This window comes from Caballeronia sp. BR00000012568055 (assembly GCF_029439455.1).
GTDB lineage: Bacteria > Pseudomonadota > Gammaproteobacteria > Burkholderiales > Burkholderiaceae > Caballeronia.
The window spans coordinates 16,722-33,842 of record NZ_JAQFVG010000105.1 but is presented as its reverse complement, the minus strand read 5'-3'; the positions used below and the strand labels follow the sequence as shown (position 1 = coordinate 33,842).

Below are 17,121 nucleotides of genomic sequence, written 5' to 3'. Positions count from 1 at the left end.
TGTACGGTCCGTCGCCGGTATGGATCAGCACGACCACGCCTAGCTCAGCGCATTTCTTCATCGCGGGACGCAGCCAGTCGAGCGCGCGATCGGGCCGGTAGCCGTGCATGTTCGCGTGCAGCTTGAGCATCTTGAAGCCGTATTCCTTCACATGGAATTCGAGCTCGGCCGCGCCGTTCTCCGGACCCCAGCGCGGGTTATACGTGAAGTTGCCGATAAAGCGGTCCGGATATTTCTGCGTGAGTTCCGCGATATACGACATGTAATCGCGAATGCCTTCGCGCCCGCGCCGGTTGCCATCGCGATAACCGGTATTGCCTGGCGGCGGCTGAATAAAGCCCATATCGATACGGCGCGGCTTGCCGTTGATGATGTACGGACCGTCCATCATCTTGAGCAGGCGTTCGCCAGTGAACGGTTCGCCCGTATGACGCCAGGCTTCGTCAACGAGATTGGTCGGATGCAGATGGGTATCGATGATCATCAGCGTGCTCCTGCGTAGTCGTTTTCCTTGCATTGATCGAGATAGGCGCGCGCTTCTTCCACGCTTCGCGGCGGTGCGCTCGGCTCGATGCCGAGCATGCGCGCGAGGTTGTTGCCGAGATAATCCTCGAGCGTGTCTTCGTCGAGATTCAGGCCTTGCGGCGGCTCGTGGCAGAGCACTTCGAGCAGACGCAGCCACATGCCCGGTTCGTTGGGCGGCGTGTCCGATCCATAGAGAATCTTGTGCGTCGGCAAGACCTTTGCAAATTCGACGATGCGCGATTGCAGGCACCAGCTCGATTCGCAATACACGTTGGGCGTATCCAGCGCCATCTGATACGGCTCGAAGCAATACACGCCACCCGTCTGGACTCCGAAGTGAGCCATGATGAACGGCACCGTCGGGAACTCGCGAATCAGCGGATACCACTCGCTCGGAATGCTGTAGGGACCATCGCCTGTATGCAGCTTGACGATCAGCCCAAGCTCAGCGCATTTGCGCAACGCGGGACGCAGCCAGTCGAGCGCACGGTCGGGCCGGTATGCATGCATGTTGGCCTGCAACTGCACCATCCTGAAGCCGTGTTCCTTCGCATAGAACTCGATGGCGTCCGCGCCGTTTTCCGGACCGCAACGCGGGTTGTAGACGAAGCAGCCGAGCAGACGGTCGGGATACTTCTGCGTCATCTCGACCGTGTACGCCATATAGTCGTCGATCGACTCGCGGCCGGAGCGTTCGCCGTCGGTCCACGTATAGATGGTGTTGCCTTGCGGCGGCTGAATAAAGGCCTTGTCGATACGGCGCGGCTTGCCGTTGATGATGTACGGCCCGTCCATTACTTCGATCAGGCGTTCGCCCGAGAAAGGCTCGCCGTCGTGACGCCAGGCGAGGTCGACGAGATTCGTCGGATAACAGCTTGTGTCGATGATCATTGTTCTCGATCTCCTTGAGGGATTCGCTAACAGGCGTATCGATGGAACGAAAGCGCTTTCCATGCGGCCTTTTACAAGACGCGTTTTCAATGGTTCATTGATTGCGTCTTCCCCTCGCCGGCATCGAGTGTCACACTGATGCGCACTGCTGCTTGCGATGCAGTCTCACAAGTAAAGCGCGCTCTGTACAATATTTTTTGACCACGATCTTGATACGTTAGCGATATGGACATGCGGCTTTTGCGTTACTTCGCGGTGCTTGCCGACGAACTGCATTTCGGCCGCGCAGCCGCACGGCTGCACATTTCGCAGCCTCCGCTGAGTCAGCAAATTCGCATCCTCGAAGAGGAGATGGGCACGGCGCTGTTTCTGCGCTCGCAGCATCGCGTCGAACTCACCGAGGCAGGGAAAACACTGAAGGAACAGGCGCCGCTGATCTTCGCGCAGTTCGAACGCGCCATCGATCTCACGCGTTGCGCGGGGCGCGGCGAAGTGGGCAGTCTCGAGATCGGCGTCATCAGTTCTGCCATGGTCGAGCCGATTCCGCGCGCGCTCGGCGAGTTCTCGCGCAAGCATCCGCAAGTGCGCTGGACGCTGCACGAAATGACGCCGGCCGCGCAGATTCAGGCGCTGAAAGAGCGCCGGCTCGACGTGTGTTTTTTCCGCGTGTATCACGAGGAACCGGAGATCGGCAGCGAAGTGGTGTTGCGTGAGCCTGCGATGGTGGCGCTGCCGCTCGCGCATCCGTTTGCGAGGCGCGGCGAGCTTGCGTTGCGTGAGCTTGCGGCGGAGCGCTTCTTGTCGTTCGGCCTCGTGCAGTCGCAACTCGCGCGTTTCCTGCGCGACTGTTGCGTCGATGCGGGATTCACGCCACGCATCGAACAGGAAGTGGTCGAGCTGCATACGCTGCTGTGTCTCGTGCGCGAAGGCCTTGGCGTGGCCTTGCTGCCGTCCTCGGCACAGCAGTTGTCGAACGCGGGCGTGGCCTTCGTGCCGTTGAGCGCGCCCGCGCCGGAAGTGTCGCTGCATGCGCGTTATCGTGCGGAAACGCCGTCGCCGGTGCTGGCGCGTTTTCTCGATACCGTGCGCGAAGTGGCTAAGGCGTGACCGTGCGCGCGACGAGTTCGCGAATCGCTTCGACGAGCGGGGCGACGCGCGCCGATTTTTCGCGGGGCCAGATGGCGTAGAGGTTGTAGTGCGTGGGAATTTCCACCTGCGTGAGTTCGATCAGACGGCCTTCGCGCTTGGCATCGGCGGCGAGCAGACCGCGCGCGAGACCGACGCCCACGCCCGCGCTTGCTGCGGCGATCAGACCGGCCGCGTTGTCGAAGACCGCGAGCGCGTCCGGCTCCACGGCGGGGAGGCCCGCCGCGTCGAGCCATGGAATCCATGAGCGCTTGGTGTAGCCGAGCACGGGCAGCGCGAGCACCTGTTCGGGCGTGAGCGGCGCGCTCAGCCCTCGCGCGCTCAAGAGCGCGGGTGAACCCACGACGGTCAGCCGATCTCCGCAAATGAGCGCGTTTTCGAAGCCATCCCATTCGCCATAGCCGTATCGCAAAGCCAGATCAACGCGTTCAAACGCGCCGCGATCATGACGCGGTGCCGACATCACAGTGAGCGACACGCCCGTAAGCGCGCCGAGCAAATCCGGCAGACGCGCGACGAGCCAGTTCTGCGCCAGTTCGGGATCGACGTCGAGCGTGACCGAATCGCGCACCGCGCGTTCTCGGACCGACGACAGCGCACGATCGATCTGCTCGAAACCGTCCGCAAGCTGATTGGCGAACAGCGCGCCCGCATCGGTCAGGACGACGCGCGCGCCTTCGCGCACGAACAGCGCTTGCCCGACGAATTCCTCCAGCGTGCGGATTTGCTGGCTGATCGCGCTGTGCGTGAGCGATAACTGGCGCGCCGCGCTCGAGAAGCTGCCCGCGCGCGCCGCTTGCAGAAATGCCTGCATGGACTGGATCGATGGATAGCGCTTCAGCATGGGTGTTAGCCGGGCTTACGGATGATGGAAGAAATCGTCGCTGGCGCTGCGCGTGACGGCTTTCAATAATGCCATCACGTATAACGACATTCGGAGACAGCGCATGATCGAGATTATCGTGAACGACGCGCGGCACTCGCTCGACAATGTACCGGAAGACATGCCGCTGTTGTGGGTGCTGCGTGATCGAATCGGATTGACGGGCACGAAGTTCGGTTGCGGCGGCGGCTTTTGCGGCGCGTGTACCGTGCATCTGGAAGGCGACGCGGTGCGCTCGTGCCTGCTGCCGATTGCGGCCGTGGCGGGCAGGCGCATCACCACGATCGAAGGTTTGTCGAAGGACGGCACGCATCCGTTGCAACGCGCGTGGGTCGCGGAGGACGTGCCGCAATGCGGCTATTGCCAGTCGGGACAACTGATGCAGGCAGCCGCGTTCGTGAGAGGCAAGTCATCGGTCAGCGACGACGAGATCACCGCCGCGATGACCGGCAACATCTGCCGCTGCGGCACTTATACGCGCATTCGCCGGGCGATCCGACGCGCGGTATCGGAGGCCTGAATGCGTATCGAAAACGAAGCAATGGCAGCGACGCACGATGCCGCGCGGCGTCGCTTCATCAAGCAGAGTTCGGCCTTGCTGGCTGCGGGTCTCGCGGTCGGTTTGCGCTTGCCCGAAGCACTCGCAAAATCCGACGATCCGCATCCGCAGCAAGGCGAGTTCGAACCCAACGCGTGGGTCCGCGTCTTGCCCGACGACACGATCAAGCTCGTCGTGCACAAGCACGATTCAGGCACCGGCACGCGCACCGCGCTCGCTGCGATGGTCGCGGAAGAACTCGACGTCGATCCGTTTCGCATCGACGTGATTACGCCGGAGAACCCTTTTTATGCGGACTATATTCATCCGCTGTGGAAGGTGTTTTCGACGGGCGGCAGCACGAGCGTCTCGCTCGAATACGATCGTTTGCGGCACGCAGGCGCGACGGCGCGCGCCATGTTGATCGCGGCGGCCGCGAAGCAGTGGAACGTTCCGGCATCCGCTTGCATTACTGAGGATGGCTACGTAATCGACACGGCGAGTGGCGCGCGTGCGAGTTACGGATCGCTCGCGGCGATGGCCGCCAGCCTGCCCGCACCAAACGACGTGCCGCTGAAAGATCCCGCGCAGTTCAGGTATATCGGCAAGCTGCGCAAGAAGCGCGGCGCGCAGCAGAAGACGACGGGCGCGTTTCAATACAGCATCGACGTGCATCTGCCCGGCATGCTCGTGGCGGTCGTCACGCGCGCGCCTGTGATCGATGCACGCGTTCGCAGTGTCGATTCGAAAGCCGCGCTTGCGATTCCCGGCGTGCGGCAAGTGTTGCAGATACCCGGCCGGCCCGATGTGCTCGGCGGCAATCAGGCGGGCGTGGCGGTGCTTGCCGATGATTACTGGTCCGCGCATAAAGGGCAGGCGGCGCTGCGCATCGAGTGGGAAGACAGTCTCTTCGAGACTTTCGATAGCCGCGATGTGCCCGCGCGTCAGGCCGCATGGCTCGATAATCCCGAGGCGCACGTGGTGCCGACCGTCACGAATGGCGATGCTTCAACGCTTATCAAGCACAGTGAACATATCATTCAGGCATCCTACTCGATGCCTCACAAGGCACAAAATCCGCTTGAACCGATCAATGTCACGGCGTGGGCGAAAGAGGGCGGCATTGCGTATTGGGGCGGCTTGCAGGTTCCTTCGACGGCGCAGGAAGCGGCGGAGGTCATCGGACATATTCCGGCGAATCGTGTCGTGCTGCATGAGCTGGTTTCGGGAGGCAGCTTCGGCGCGCGCGAATCGAAATACTGGCTTTTCGAAGTGACATGGCTCGCGTTGCAGACCGGCACGCCCGTCAAGCTGATGAACAGCCGCGAGGACGAGATGCGCGCGCTCTTTTATCACGCGGCGAGTCATCATCGCGCGAAGGCCGTGCTCGATACCCACGGCAATCTCGCCGCCTTGCAGTTGCGCGCGGTGATGCCGGCTTCGCCCGAACAATGGGAGCCGGGTTATTTCGACCGCGCGGATCGCATGGACTACAGCACCACGGAGGCGATCAGCAAGTACGAGTTTTCATATGGCGCGCCGCATGTCGATGTGGGCTGGGTGCGTCACGAGACGGGCGTGCCGACCGGCTGGTATCGCGCGGTGAGTTACATCCCGAATGTGTTTGCGGTCGAATCGTTCATGGATGAAGCCGCGCATGCGGGACGCCGCGATCCGGTCGATTTTCGCATCGCGCATATGAAGGATGCGCGGCAGATCGCGGTGTTGCGCGAGGCCGCTTCACGCGCAGGCTGGAACCAGCCGATGCCGCGAAACACGGCGCTTGGTGTGGCGACGAATCGTGCGTATGGCAGCTATATCGCGGTGATCGCGCGCGTGACGAAGCGCGATAACGCGATCGTGATCGAGAAGCTGACGTGCGTGGCCGATTGCGGGCTGGCGGTGTCGCCCGGCGGCGTCGAAGAACAACTGTACGGTGGACTGATGTGGGGACTCGGCCATGCGCTGACCGATCGCATCGACATTCGGTCTGGCCGCGTGCAGCAGACCAATTTCGATTCGTATCGCGTGATGCGTATGAGCGATATGCCGGAGATCGATATCGTGATCGTGCAGGGCGATACCGCGAAACCGGGCGGCGTCGGGGAACTGTCGAGTCCGTCGGTCGCGCCAGCGATCGCCAATGCGGTGTTTAGGCTGAATGGGAAGCGCTTGCGGGAGACGCCGTTCGATTTGCGTGCTTGAGAACGCACGGCGGCGCTGCGCATCTAGCCGCGCTCGCCGTATCGCGCGAGTTGTTTGCGCAATGCGTCGATCTGATCGAGCAAGTCCAGCGCGAGCGCCACACCCGGCGCATTCAGTTCCAGATCGGTCTTCAGACGTTGCGCGGTGATGACGCGGCGCAGGCACGTGCCGCTGAACCGCCATTCCTCCACACGCGCGCCCTGTGGTTCGAACGCGCCTTCTTCGACCCATTGAGCCAGATCGTCGCGCGATGCGCCGGTGACGCGGCACAACTCGACCAGCGTGAACTCGATGCGCTCCTCGACGATCTCGCCGTGCAGATGAGAGGGATCGTTTTCGTTCATGATGGTCACCTGTAAAAATGCGCGCGCGGATCGAAATCGAGTGCCTGACGCATCGCGGCGTAGGCGGCTTTTTTGGCTTCCGTATCAGCGGGCGGCAGGACGGTGCTTAGCATCACGTAGAAATCGCCGGGCGGATTGCCGGGAACGCCGCGCCCCTTGAGCCGCAGACGCCTACCCGCCGACGATCCGGCGGGCACGGTCACGGTGACATCGCCCGAAGGCGTAGGCACGACGACTTCAGCGCCGAGCGCAGCTTCCCACGGAGCCAGCGGAACGTCGGTCGTCACATCGCGGCCATCGAGGCGATAGCGTTTGGGCGTATCGACCGATATCTCCAGATACAGGTCGCCGCGCGGCGCGTTGCCCATGCCCGGGCCGCCCTGACCCGCGAGCCGCAGCCGCTGGCCATCAAGGATGCCTTTCGGGATGGCGACATCGAGCGTGCGCGTTTGAAACGTGACGCGTCCCTGATCATCGACCGATGGCATTTGCAGCGACAGCGTCCGCTGAGCGCCGGTATAGATGTCCTGAAGGCTGACGTTCACGCGCGCGTGTACGTCTTCGCCAGGCCACTCGTGCGCGTACTCGGGCGCGTAGGAACGTGCCGACTGACGCGCGCGTGCGCCGAACAGGTCGCTGAAAAATTCTTCGGCGTCCGGTGTTTCGTTGGCATCGGCGTATGCGCCGCCGTAGCCACCGCTGGCCTCCTGACGAGGGCGGATGTCGTCGCCGTCCTTGAAGCCGGTGCCGAGCGCATCGAACGCTGCGCGCTGTTCGGGATCCTTGAGCACCTGATAGGCCTCGCCGACTTCCTTGAATTGCTTCTCCGCGTCGGATTCCTTGTTGAGATCCGGATGATACTTGCGCGCGAGTTTTCGATAAGCGGTCTTGATCTCCGCGTCGGAAGCGCTTCGGGGGACGCCCATGACGGCGTAATAGTCCTTGTATTTCATCGTTTCCCTTATCGTCCAATGAATCGATGTCGGGTAGATGGCGCGTCGGTTCGGCGTGACGATCGACGACCTACTATACAAGGAAGCGGCGCAGCGCGTTTCCGGAGGGCTGCGTGGCGATCGCTATTTACGACACGTGTTCAGCGGTGGAACGCTCTTGGTGAGCACATACGTCCCGATCACCGTCGATCCGATCGACGTACCGTCGTAAAGGGTTGTGCCGGTTTTATTGTTGGCCACGGCGCTTTCGCAGTTGCGGAAGAACGATTGGTCACACGGATACGGTCCAATAATCTCAAGACCCTGAACCGCATTGGCGGTCTCGACCGGACAGGCGCACACGATCTCGTTGCTCGCCTGCGTGCCAAGCCCCGGGAACGTCATCCCCTGCGAGCTCGTAAAGCAGATGCCGCAATCGCATTTCGCATAGGAAGCTGTGGAGGTGCGTGGACAGACATAAAGCGCCTGTCGCCCATAGGGCGCGCGTAGCGAATCGGGCAGGCTAAAGGTGCTCACCATGTAACCGTTGTTCACGCCTTCGGCGTTGACGCGGCAGACGTTCGTGTTGTCGTAATTGAATGGCGAGCTCACGCTATTGCCTTTCTTCACGGCGCAACTGCAATACGCGACGTCATTGAAAACCAGGCAGCGCGCGCCAGCGCATAGCGCATATGTCTGATCCTGACAGACCACAGGTTTTTGCGGGAGCGAGAAGCTCGCAACCGGATCCGTCCCGTTGTCAGCGCTGAAAGCAGGACCTCCGGCGACCAGTGCGAGCGCGAGCACAGCCAAGGCGAGCCACGCCGCTTTAATGGCCGGTGTTCGCTGTTTTACGTTCTGCGTCGCTTGCTTCACGGTACTAAGCAATCGAGGATACATGGCCATTTCTCCCTCTCGATGGGCGCAGACATCAAGTTCGAGCGCGACACTTCAGCCTAAAAACGCACGGGAACAGGCGGCCAATTCAGTATTGGCGCTCACGCGTGCTAAGTCAACGTTGCCGATACGCCTGAAGTCAAACCTCAAGGACTACGTCGGAATTTCGTGTGCTCCTGCGCTGGAAATTCGGTAACAACAACCTGTATCGACACGCAGACACAGGCAAAAGCACCACGCACCCATCCGATGCACATCGCCTGAAAACGCTCAGGTATAAAGTCTGCGCAATTGCTGATCGATAAGGAGAAGTCTGGCGTGCGCCCCATGCGCACCAGCGAACTCATGAACAAAAAGTTAGTTGTCCGGCCAGCCGAAGAAAACGCCGATGCAAGCGCCGATGCAAGCGCAAAGCCCAAGTGCGAAGCGTGCCGCGTCCCGAATGACAAAGGGATCGATCTGGCATTTGCGTTCCAGCCCATCGTGGATGTGCGAACCGGTGCGGCGTACGCGCATGAAGCGCTGGTGCGCGGTCCGAACGGCGAGGGGGCTGCATCCGTGCTCGCACAGGTCGATGATGCCAATCGTTACCATTTTGATCAGCGCTGCCGCACGGTTGCGATCGAACAGGCGGCGTCGCTCAACATGAGCGGATTCCTGTCCATCAATTTCATGCCGAACGCGGTTTATCAGCCGGAAGCATGCATTCGCAGTACGTTCGAAGCGGCCGAAAAATTCCAGTTTGCGAGCGATCGGATTATCTTCGAGACCGTGGAGGGCGAGAACGTCATCAGTCGCTCGCATCTGGTCGATATATTTCGTGCCTATCGACGTTTTGGCTTCCAGACGGCCATCGATGACTTCGGCGCGGGTTATTCCGGCCTTACGCTGCTCGCGGAATTTCAGCCCGATCTCATCAAGCTCGATATGGAACTGGTGCGCGGCATCGATACGGATTCGGTGCGGCAGAGCATCGCGCGAGGCGTGCTGTCGATGTGCCGGGATCTGGGCATCCGTGTCATTGCCGAAGGTATCGAAACACGTGGCGAGCGAGACTTTTTCGCCGCGCATGGCGTATCGCTGATGCAGGGCTACTTCTTCGCCCGGCCTGAATTCCGCTCGATACCTGCATCGACCGAAGACTGGTTGTTGAAGTAAGAGGCGTCAAAGCGAAACTGGCGTCTACGCGCCCGCCAAATCCGCACAAGACGATTCCCGCATCACCAGTTCCGGCAACGCGGGCAGAACGCGCAGCGTCGCATGCTCGCTGCCGAGATGCGCGAACAGCAAATCGACGGCCTGCAAGGCCATTTCGTCCAGATGAAGATCGACGGCGGTCAGCGGCGGGCGGCAACTGCGCGCGCGCGGGCCGTCGTATCGCGTAACGACCTTGATGTCGTGCGGTACGCGTTTGCCGAGATGAGCGATAGCCTGCACCGCGCCGACCGCGAAGGCATCGACCAGTGCGCACAGGCCGTCCACTTCCGGATGCGCGTTCAGCATGGCCGCGCATGCGTCGCGGCCTGCATCGATCCCGCCTGCTTCGTCGGCTGTGGCGATGACCGGCGTCATGCCATGCGTGATGCAAAAGCGTTCGTACGTCGCGCGCGATTCGATATACGAGTTGCGCGGCTGCGCGCCGATCAACAGCGCGATATGTTTGCTGCCCTGCGCGCGCAAATGGTCCAGCAGCAAGGCCGTCGTCGCCGAGGAATGGATATCTACGTACGGCACAGTCTCGTTGCCGGGCTGCCGCCCGAGGCACACGACGGGCAGGCCGCGTTCCTGCAAATGCGCGACGTTGGCATCGTCGGACGTGGGTTCGATCACGATCGCGCCGTCGATATCCAGGCGCTCGAGCGGCAGATGGCCCGCCATTACAGGCGGCACCAGCACCAGCGCAAGACCGCGCGTGAGCGCCGCCGCCGCGGCGACCGCAGCCACTTCCATCAGAAAGCCGAGTCTTGCCGTGCCGCCAGCGATTTCGAAGGGCATCGACGAGATCAGCGCAATGGTGTTCGCCTCGCCGGTGCGCAATCGCTGCGCGCGCACATTGGGCCGATACCCCAACTCGCGCGCCACGTCCTTCACGCGCTCGCGCGTCTGCGGGTCCACATAGCCTTTGCCGTTGAGCGCATGCGATACGGTCGTCTGCGAGACACCCGCCGCGCGCGCGACATCGGCGATTCTCGGGCGTTGCGGTTTAAGCGTTTTTTCCATATCGCTCGATTTGAATTGGCGATTGCTCTGACGAAAATCTAGTCATTTTCCCTAGTCTTGACAGCGCAAATAAGACGCACCATTCTACGATCACAAATCGATTTGGGGCAGCCGGCCATTTTATTTAATGCGATCCCAAATCGATTTGGGATGCGCCAATCCACCGTAAGGCAAACAGGAGTCAACCGACATGGTTCATCACCCGCCGGTCCACGCAGTCGATGAGCGGCTGCCGTTCGCCCGACTCATCCTTTTCGGCTTGCAGCATGTTCTGGTGGTCGCGGCATCGCCGATTACGGCGGTGTTTCTGGTCGCCAAGGCGCTCGGGCTGTCGTCGGCGCTGACCGTCGATCTCATCAGCGCGACGTTTCTGGTCTGCGGTCTGGGCACGCTGTTGCAGTCCTTTGGCCCGCTGAAATTCGGCGCACGTCTGCCGTTCATCATGGTGCCGGGCGGGGCGCCGGTCGTGCTGTTCGTGCTGATCGCGCAGCAGACCGACCTGCGCACCGCCGCTGGCGCGACGATTCTCACCGGCATCTTCTATTTCCTGCTGCTGCCGATCTTCGCGCGCTGTCTGCGCTTTTTTCCGCGCATCGTGATCGGCACGATGCTGATTCTCGTCGCGGTGAATCTGATCCGGATTTACGGCGTGGTGATCGTCGGCCGGCCGGGAACGGCCGAATTCGGCGCGCCGCTCGGCATTGGCCTGGCGCTGGCGACGGTCGCGTTCACGGTGCTGTTCGCCAAGCTGTTCAAAGGCATGCTCGGCCAACTCGCGGTGTTGCTCGGTCTGCTGGCGGGCGCAGCGCTGGCCTGGGCGCTCGGCGAAATGAGTTTCGCGGATGTCTGGAGCGGCGCGCTCGTCACGGTGCCCACACCGCTGCCGTTCGGCATGCCGCGCTTCGACGTGCTCGCCGCGCTTCCGCTGCTGATCTTCAGCGTCATTTCGATGGCGGAAGCCACCGGTCAGACGGTTGCCATCGCGGAAGTGGTGGGCAAGGAAATCGATCCGCAGTCCGAAGTACCAAAAACCATTCGTGGCGATGCCGTCATGTCCGTGCTTGGCGGGCTGTTCGGCACCTCGCTCATCATCACCAGCAGCGAGAACATCGGCATCGTGCAGGCGACGGGCGTGCGCTCGCGTTTCGTCACGGCGGCGGCGGGCGTGCTGCTGGTGGTGATCGCGCTGCTCGCACCGCTCGGACGGCTCGCCAATGCGATTCCCGCGCCGGTGGTCGGCGGCACGGCGCTGATCGTGTTCTCGATCATCGGCGTGATGGGCATCAATCTGTTGCGCCAGGTCGATCTGCGCTCGCGCGCCAACATGTACACGCTCGCTGCAGCGCTGACCATGGGCGTCTTGCCGATCGTCGTGCCCGGCGTGTACGGGCGCTTTCCCGCCGCGTTGCAGATCGTGCTCGGCAACGGACTGGCGATGGGCGCGCTCACGGCTGTGATCGTCAATGCGCTGTTCGAGCATCTGCATTTCCACTGGCGCGCCCGCGATTCTGCCGATCTCGAAGCCGCCGTCAGCGATAACCATTCGTGCCACTAAACGATTTTCTGACTACACCGACATGAACAACCCGACCCATATTCCCGCCGCATTTAAAGCCGATGCAATGCTGCTGTTGCCCGCCTTCGTCCTGCTCGCGGATGGCCCGCAGGCCGATCACGCCGTGGTCGTATCGAACGGACAATTCTCCGATGTCGGTCCCGCCGATGACGTGATCGCGCGTCATCCGCATCTCGCGCCGGTCGCGCTGCCCGACAAGCTCGTGATGCCGGGATTTATCGACGCTCACCATCATCTGACGCAATCGTTCGGCAAGGCGCTGGCGTTCGGCGAGCCTTCGGAGATCTATCGGCGCATCTGGGTGCCGATGGAAACCTGTCTCGATGAGCAGCGCGTGTATCTGTCGGCCAAGCTCGCGGCGCTCGAAGCCTTGCGCGGCGGTTTCACCACCGTCTGCGATGCCGGCACGCGCGCCAGCGGCGATGCCTCGGCGATCGCGACGGCCACGCAAGAAGCGGGCGTGCGTTGCGTGCTCGGCCTCATCTGCAACGACCTCGCCGACGATATCGATTCACGCGCGCGCGCCGCTATCGTGCTGCGTGCGCAGCAACATTTGTCGCGTTGGGAAGGGCATGCGCTGGTGCATCCGTCGCTGGCTATTTCGGTGCCCGAAGCAGGTTCCGATGGCATGCTGCAAACCGCATCCGCGTTATGCGCCGATGCAGGCGCGGTCTTTCAGACGCATGCGAACGAACATCTCGCGGCGGTCGAGCGCTCGATCGTCAAGCGCAAGATGCGGCCAATCGAGCATCTGCATTTCGCGGGCGCGCTCGGGCCGCAGACCTTGATCGCGCATGCGACGCTGGTGACGCCATCGGAACTGAATCTGCTGGCGCGCACCGGTGCGGCCGTCAGCTACAACCCGGTCGCGAGTTCGTGGAAGGGCAACGCCGTCGCGCCGGCTTTGCAGATGGCCGCGCTCGGCATCCGCTTCGGGCTCGGCACCGACGGCACGCGCAGCGACGCCTTCCGCCTGATCGATGCAGCCGAAACCGCGCAACGTTTCGCCTACGGCCTCGCCACCGGCGATTCGTCCTGCGGCGCGGGCGAATTGTGGATCGATCGCGCGCTGCGTGGCGGCGCGGACGTGCTGCGGCTCGATGCACGCATCGGCGAAATTGCAACGGGCAAAGCGGCGGATTTTCTGCTGATCGATCTCGATGTGCCGGAGATGCGGCCTTCGTGGGACTTGTCGTGGGAACTGGTGCGGCTCGCCAACCGCAGCCAGATCGACGCCGTATTCGTCGCGGGAAAACTGCGTTTGTGGCAAGGCTGGCCGACCGACTGGGACGCGCGCGCATTCCTCCGCGAAGTCGATGCCACCGCCCGCGAAGTCGTCGCCCGCGCACCGATTCAGCGTGTGCATGCGGCACCGTCGTATCGAATGGATGGAATGGATCGAACGGAAAGCGGTATTCAAACACCCGTTCCGACTGTGGAGTAAGTTCCGTGACTTTGACTGTGTTTTGTTTTCTCGCCGTGACCGTTGCGGTGGCCGCGTTCATTCAAGGCGCGGTGGGCGTCGGTTTCGCGCTGATCTGCGCGCCCGTGATCGGCCTGATCGAACCGCAACTGCTGCCGGTGTCGCTGCTGATTCTGATGTTGCCGCTCAATGTCTATCTCGCCTGGCGCGAGCGTCCCGCGCTTGATTCGAAGGGCACGCTGTGGATCACGGTCGGGCGCACGGCGGGCGCGGTGGCGGGCGTGTGGATCATCACGCGGATCTCGGCGCATGACCTGAACGTGTTTATCGGTGCATCGACGATTGCGGCGGCGGTCGCCACTTTGTGCGCGCCGAGCTTTATGCCGGGCCGCAATGCGCTGATGGCGGCGGGCGCGGTGACGGGCATCACCGAAACGGCGACGGGTATCGGCGGACCGGCGCTGGCGATGGTTTTCCAGCATTACCGTGCGCCCGCGTTGCGCTCGACCATCGCGCTGTGCTTTGCCATCGGCGAGGCATTGTCGCTGGTGATGCTGAGCGTGACCGGCACGATCACCGGCGCGAAGTTCGTATCGGCGCTGTGTCTGGTGCCGCCAGTGATCATCGGCGCGTTCGTCAGTCAGCACGTGCATCAGCGTCTCAATGCGCGCGTGTTGCGCATCAGCGTGATGGCGTTCGCCATCGTATCGGGCGCGGCCATTCTGTATCAGACGCTGGCGTCCTGAAATACGCGTCGGCGTCCTTAATAACGCGCCGGCGCTCCTCCCTTACTTGAATGTGAGACCCTCATGAAGAAGAGTCGGATCGCGCTCGTCCTTTCGATGCTGTTTGCGGCATCGCACGCGCATGCGCAGAGCAGCGTCACGCTGTACGGCAGCCTCGATGCAGGCGTCGGCTACGTGTCCAATCTGCGCGGCGCGCATGCGTTCATTGCGCAGCAGGGCACGTTTCAGGCGGATCGCTGGGGACTGACGGGCGTCGAAGATCTCGGCGGCGGATTGAAGAGCGTGTTCAAGCTCGAATCCGGCTTTTCGACGATCAACGGTGCAATGGCCAGCGTGGGTACGCTGTTCAATCGGCAAGCGTATGTTGGCTTGAGCGATGAGCGCATCGGCACGATTACGCTCGGACGGCAAACCGACTTTCACTTCGAGATGCTCGGGCCGTTATCGACCGCGCAAACGCTCGGCGATTTCTCCGCGTTCCATCCGGGCAATATCGATGGATTGGGCAATACGGTGCCGGTGGAGTTATCGAACACGATCAAGTTTCGCAGCCGCACGATCGCAGGCGTCACGCTCGGCGCGATGTATGGATTCACCAATCAGTCGAGCAGCACGACGGGGCGCACGTTCAGCCTCGGCGCGACGTATGGCGTCGGGCCGTTCAACTTTGCGGCGGCGTATTCGGAGTATCGGAACCGCGCGTTGAATCTGGCGAATGCGTTCGGGCTGACGAGCTTCCAAGGCGTGCCGTTGAGCGCTGCCGCGCCGCTCGTGGCGGATAGCGTGCGCAATGCGGGGATCGGCGCGAGCGCGCAGATCGGGCCGGTGCAACTGCATGCGCTGGTGACACAGGTGCGGATAGAACAGGGCGGACGGGCGAGTACGGCGCGCAGCATCGACGGCGGCGCGAATTTTCAGGTGACGCCGGCGTATATGATCGGCGCGGGCGCGTGGACGACGACGCTCGCCGGCAAGCGATGGACGCAGGCGACGATCGCGAACGTTTATTCGCTGTCCAAACTTACGCAGCTTTATGCCGATGTGATGGTGGAACAGGCATCGTCGGGCGCGGTGGCGAGCACGCTGGGGATCGGGCCTTCATCGACGAATCGGCAGATGGTTATTTTGGCGGGGGTTCATCATTTGTTTTGATCAGTGAAACACGAACGCGTCGTCTAGTCTCGCCGATGCAGGCGCGCTGCGAACAGGCACAGCATCTCGTACATCAGGGTTGCGGCAACCAGCGCTGTATTTCCACTCGGATCGTAGGGCGGCGAGACTTCGACCACATCGCCGCCCACCCAATCGAGTCCATCGAGTCCACGCAACAAGGCCAGCGTTTCGCGCGTCGTCAGTCCGCCGATTTCCGGCGTACCCGTGCCCGGCGTGAACACCGGATCGAGCCCGTCCACATCGAGCGATAGATACACCGGCGCATCGCCGACGATCTTGCGTGCTTCCTCCGCAATCGCCGCCGGCCCACGCGCTTCGAACTCTTCGATAAAGACCACGCGCATGCCGTGATCGAGCGAATAACGCCAGCCTTCATCGGTATTCTGCGCGCCTCGAATGCCGATCTGGATCGTACGCCTCGGGTCGAGCAGACCGGCTTCCACCGCGCGTCTGAATGGCGCGCCGTGCGTGAATTTGGAGCCCTTGAACGCGTCCCATGTATCGGTATGGGCATCGATATGGACGAGCGCCAGCGGCTGTTTCGGCGCGATCGCCTGAAAAATTGGATAGGTGATCGAATGATCGCCGCCCGCGATCAACGCGATCTTTCCCGCTTGAAATACCGGCTCGAAGAAACGTTTGATATCGCCATGCGCCGCTTCGAGATCGTAGAGATGATCGAAGGGCACATCGCCGATATCGGCCACGCGGCACGCTTCGAACGGATTGAAACGCGTGACGTGATGGATCGCGCGCATCATCGTCGACATATTGCGGATTTCGCGCGGACCGAAGCGCGCGCCGGGCCGCGCGGTCACGCCGCCGTCGAACGGCACGCCCGCCAGCGCGATATCGAGCGCCGCGAGGTCGCGTTCGAACGGCACGCGCATGAAAGTGGGAATGCCCGCGAAACGGGGCAATTGCATCTGCGAAAGATCGGTGCTGGTCATGATGGAAACCTGTCGATCAGAACGTCGGCGGCGTGTTGACCCATAAAATGCGCGTCACCGTATCGCCCGGATTGCGATAGCTGTGCGGTTCCGTGCTCGGAAAATAGAACGAATCGCCCGCTTGCAGCGAATAACTCTGCGCGCCGAGCGTCAGTTCCAGTTGGCCTTCGAGCACATAACCCAGCTCCTCGCCAATGTGATGAATCTGCTCGTCACTGCGCGCCAGCGGTTCGAGAACATGGATATCGCCCTGAAGCAATTGTCCCGGACTGGGCACGACCAGACGTTCGAGCGTGATGGAGCCTTCGGCGCGTTTGCTCTTTCCGGTCGTCGAAGCGCGCACGCCGGGAAAGCGTACCGAAGGCCGGTCGCTCGCGCGCTGTACGGGTGACGCCGTCATCGCGGGCGCCGACAGCAGCGCCGCGATGTTGGTATCGAGTGCGATGGCGAGCTTGTGCAGCATGGCCAGCGACGGCGTGGCGTGACGGCCTTCGACCTTGGACAACAGACTCTCCGAACATCCGGCCGATTCCGCGAGCGCCTTGAGCGTCATATGACGGACCAGGCGTGCGTGCCGCAGGCGCGTGCCGAGTCCATCGGCGGCGGATGGGATGGCACTGGCAGGGTCGGCTTTGCGCGGAGCAGGTCGTTTGGTGGCCACGTATGAATTCC

General features: G+C 62.2%; 17 protein-coding genes. 8 read left to right on the top strand and 9 right to left on the bottom strand.

The window, feature by feature from the left end; all coding sequences use genetic code 11:
* Both P7F28_RS06475 and P7F28_RS06470 read right to left on the bottom strand, forming a co-directional pair.
* Positions 1-484: amidohydrolase family protein (locus P7F28_RS06475; RefSeq protein ID WP_277183667.1), on the bottom strand; the 484-nt coding region annotated here is incomplete at its 3' end.
* A complete protein-coding gene (locus P7F28_RS06470) occupies positions 484-1,416 on the bottom strand; it encodes an amidohydrolase family protein (RefSeq protein ID WP_277183666.1) in 933 nt (310 codons plus the stop codon). The genes P7F28_RS06470 and P7F28_RS06475, both read right to left, overlap by 1 nt.
* Before the next feature lie 225 nt (positions 1,417-1,641).
* On the opposite strand from P7F28_RS06470, the gene P7F28_RS06465 reads away from it, so the two are divergent.
* Positions 1,642-2,523, top strand: a complete 882-nt coding sequence (locus P7F28_RS06465) for a LysR substrate-binding domain-containing protein (RefSeq protein WP_277183665.1) — start codon at positions 1,642-1,644, stop codon at positions 2,521-2,523.
* Here the strand turns inward: P7F28_RS06465 and P7F28_RS06460 are convergent.
* Positions 2,513-3,406, bottom strand: a complete 894-nt coding sequence (locus tag P7F28_RS06460) for a LysR substrate-binding domain-containing protein (RefSeq protein WP_277183664.1) — start codon at positions 3,404-3,406, stop codon at positions 2,513-2,515. The genes P7F28_RS06465 and P7F28_RS06460 overlap by 11 nt on opposite strands.
* Positions 3,407-3,509: 103 nt before the next feature.
* Between P7F28_RS06460 and P7F28_RS06455 the strand changes: the two genes are divergently transcribed.
* Positions 3,510-3,965 carry a (2Fe-2S)-binding protein gene (locus P7F28_RS06455; protein WP_277183663.1) on the top strand — a complete coding sequence of 152 codons (456 nt, stop codon included), beginning with the start codon at positions 3,510-3,512 and terminating at the stop codon, positions 3,963-3,965.
* A complete protein-coding gene (locus tag P7F28_RS06450) occupies positions 3,966-6,188 on the top strand; it encodes a molybdopterin cofactor-binding domain-containing protein (RefSeq protein WP_277183662.1) in 2,223 nt (740 codons plus the stop codon). It begins immediately after the preceding gene.
* A gap of 23 nt (positions 6,189-6,211) precedes the next feature.
* On the opposite strand, the gene P7F28_RS06445 is transcribed toward P7F28_RS06450, so the two are convergent.
* The 3 genes from P7F28_RS06445 to P7F28_RS06435 form a co-directional block, all read right to left on the bottom strand.
* Positions 6,212-6,532, bottom strand: a complete 321-nt coding sequence (locus tag P7F28_RS06445; protein WP_277183661.1) for a chaperone modulator CbpM — start codon at positions 6,530-6,532, stop codon at positions 6,212-6,214.
* A 5-nt stretch (positions 6,533-6,537) separates the two neighbouring features.
* On the bottom strand, positions 6,538-7,485 hold the full coding sequence (locus tag P7F28_RS06440) for a DnaJ C-terminal domain-containing protein (protein WP_277183660.1): 948 nt from the start codon (positions 7,483-7,485) through the stop codon (positions 6,538-6,540).
* Positions 7,486-7,608: 123 nt separating this feature from the next.
* Complete coding sequence (locus P7F28_RS06435; RefSeq protein ID WP_277183659.1) at positions 7,609-8,370, bottom strand: hypothetical protein; 762 nt, start codon at positions 8,368-8,370, stop codon at positions 7,609-7,611.
* Positions 8,371-8,706: 336 nt separating this feature from the next.
* Here P7F28_RS06435 and P7F28_RS06430 point away from each other — a divergent pair, with 336 nt between their 5' ends.
* Positions 8,707-9,519 (top strand): EAL domain-containing protein, encoded by an 813-nt coding sequence (locus P7F28_RS06430; RefSeq protein ID WP_277183658.1) that lies wholly within the window; start codon positions 8,707-8,709, stop codon positions 9,517-9,519.
* A 24-nt stretch (positions 9,520-9,543) separates the two neighbouring features.
* Here the strand turns inward: P7F28_RS06430 and P7F28_RS06425 are convergent, their stop codons facing one another.
* Entirely contained in the window at positions 9,544-10,581 is a 1,038-nt protein-coding gene (locus tag P7F28_RS06425; protein ID WP_277183657.1) for a LacI family DNA-binding transcriptional regulator, read from the bottom strand.
* A gap of 190 nt (positions 10,582-10,771) precedes the next feature.
* On the opposite strand from P7F28_RS06425, the gene P7F28_RS06420 reads away from it, so the two are divergent.
* The 4 genes from P7F28_RS06420 (at position 10,772) to P7F28_RS06405 (ending at position 15,478) form a co-directional block, all read left to right on the top strand.
* Complete coding sequence (locus P7F28_RS06420) at positions 10,772-12,136, top strand: uracil-xanthine permease family protein (RefSeq protein WP_277183656.1); 1,365 nt, start codon at positions 10,772-10,774, stop codon at positions 12,134-12,136.
* A 22-nt stretch (positions 12,137-12,158) separates the two neighbouring features.
* Positions 12,159-13,601: an amidohydrolase family protein gene (locus P7F28_RS06415; protein ID WP_277183655.1), complete on the top strand. Its 1,443-nt coding sequence runs from the start codon at positions 12,159-12,161 to the stop codon at positions 13,599-13,601.
* A 5-nt stretch (positions 13,602-13,606) separates the two neighbouring features.
* Positions 13,607-14,326 carry a sulfite exporter TauE/SafE family protein gene (locus P7F28_RS06410; RefSeq protein WP_277183654.1) on the top strand — a complete coding sequence of 240 codons (720 nt, stop codon included), beginning with the start codon at positions 13,607-13,609 and terminating at the stop codon, positions 14,324-14,326.
* Between the two features lie 63 nt (positions 14,327-14,389).
* The gene (locus tag P7F28_RS06405; protein WP_277183653.1) at positions 14,390-15,478 is read left to right on the top strand and encodes a porin; all 1,089 of its coding nucleotides are present in this window, start codon (positions 14,390-14,392) and stop codon (positions 15,476-15,478) included.
* A gap of 23 nt (positions 15,479-15,501) precedes the next feature.
* On the opposite strand, the gene speB is transcribed toward P7F28_RS06405, so the two are convergent.
* Together speB and P7F28_RS06395 are read right to left on the bottom strand one after the other, a co-directional pair.
* Entirely contained in the window at positions 15,502-16,449 is a 948-nt protein-coding gene (gene speB, locus P7F28_RS06400) for an agmatinase (protein WP_277183652.1), read from the bottom strand.
* 16 nt (positions 16,450-16,465) lie between these two features.
* On the bottom strand, positions 16,466-17,110 hold the full coding sequence (locus tag P7F28_RS06395; protein ID WP_277183651.1) for a cupin domain-containing protein: 645 nt from the start codon (positions 17,108-17,110) through the stop codon (positions 16,466-16,468).
* Positions 17,111-17,121: the final 11 nt, after the last annotated feature.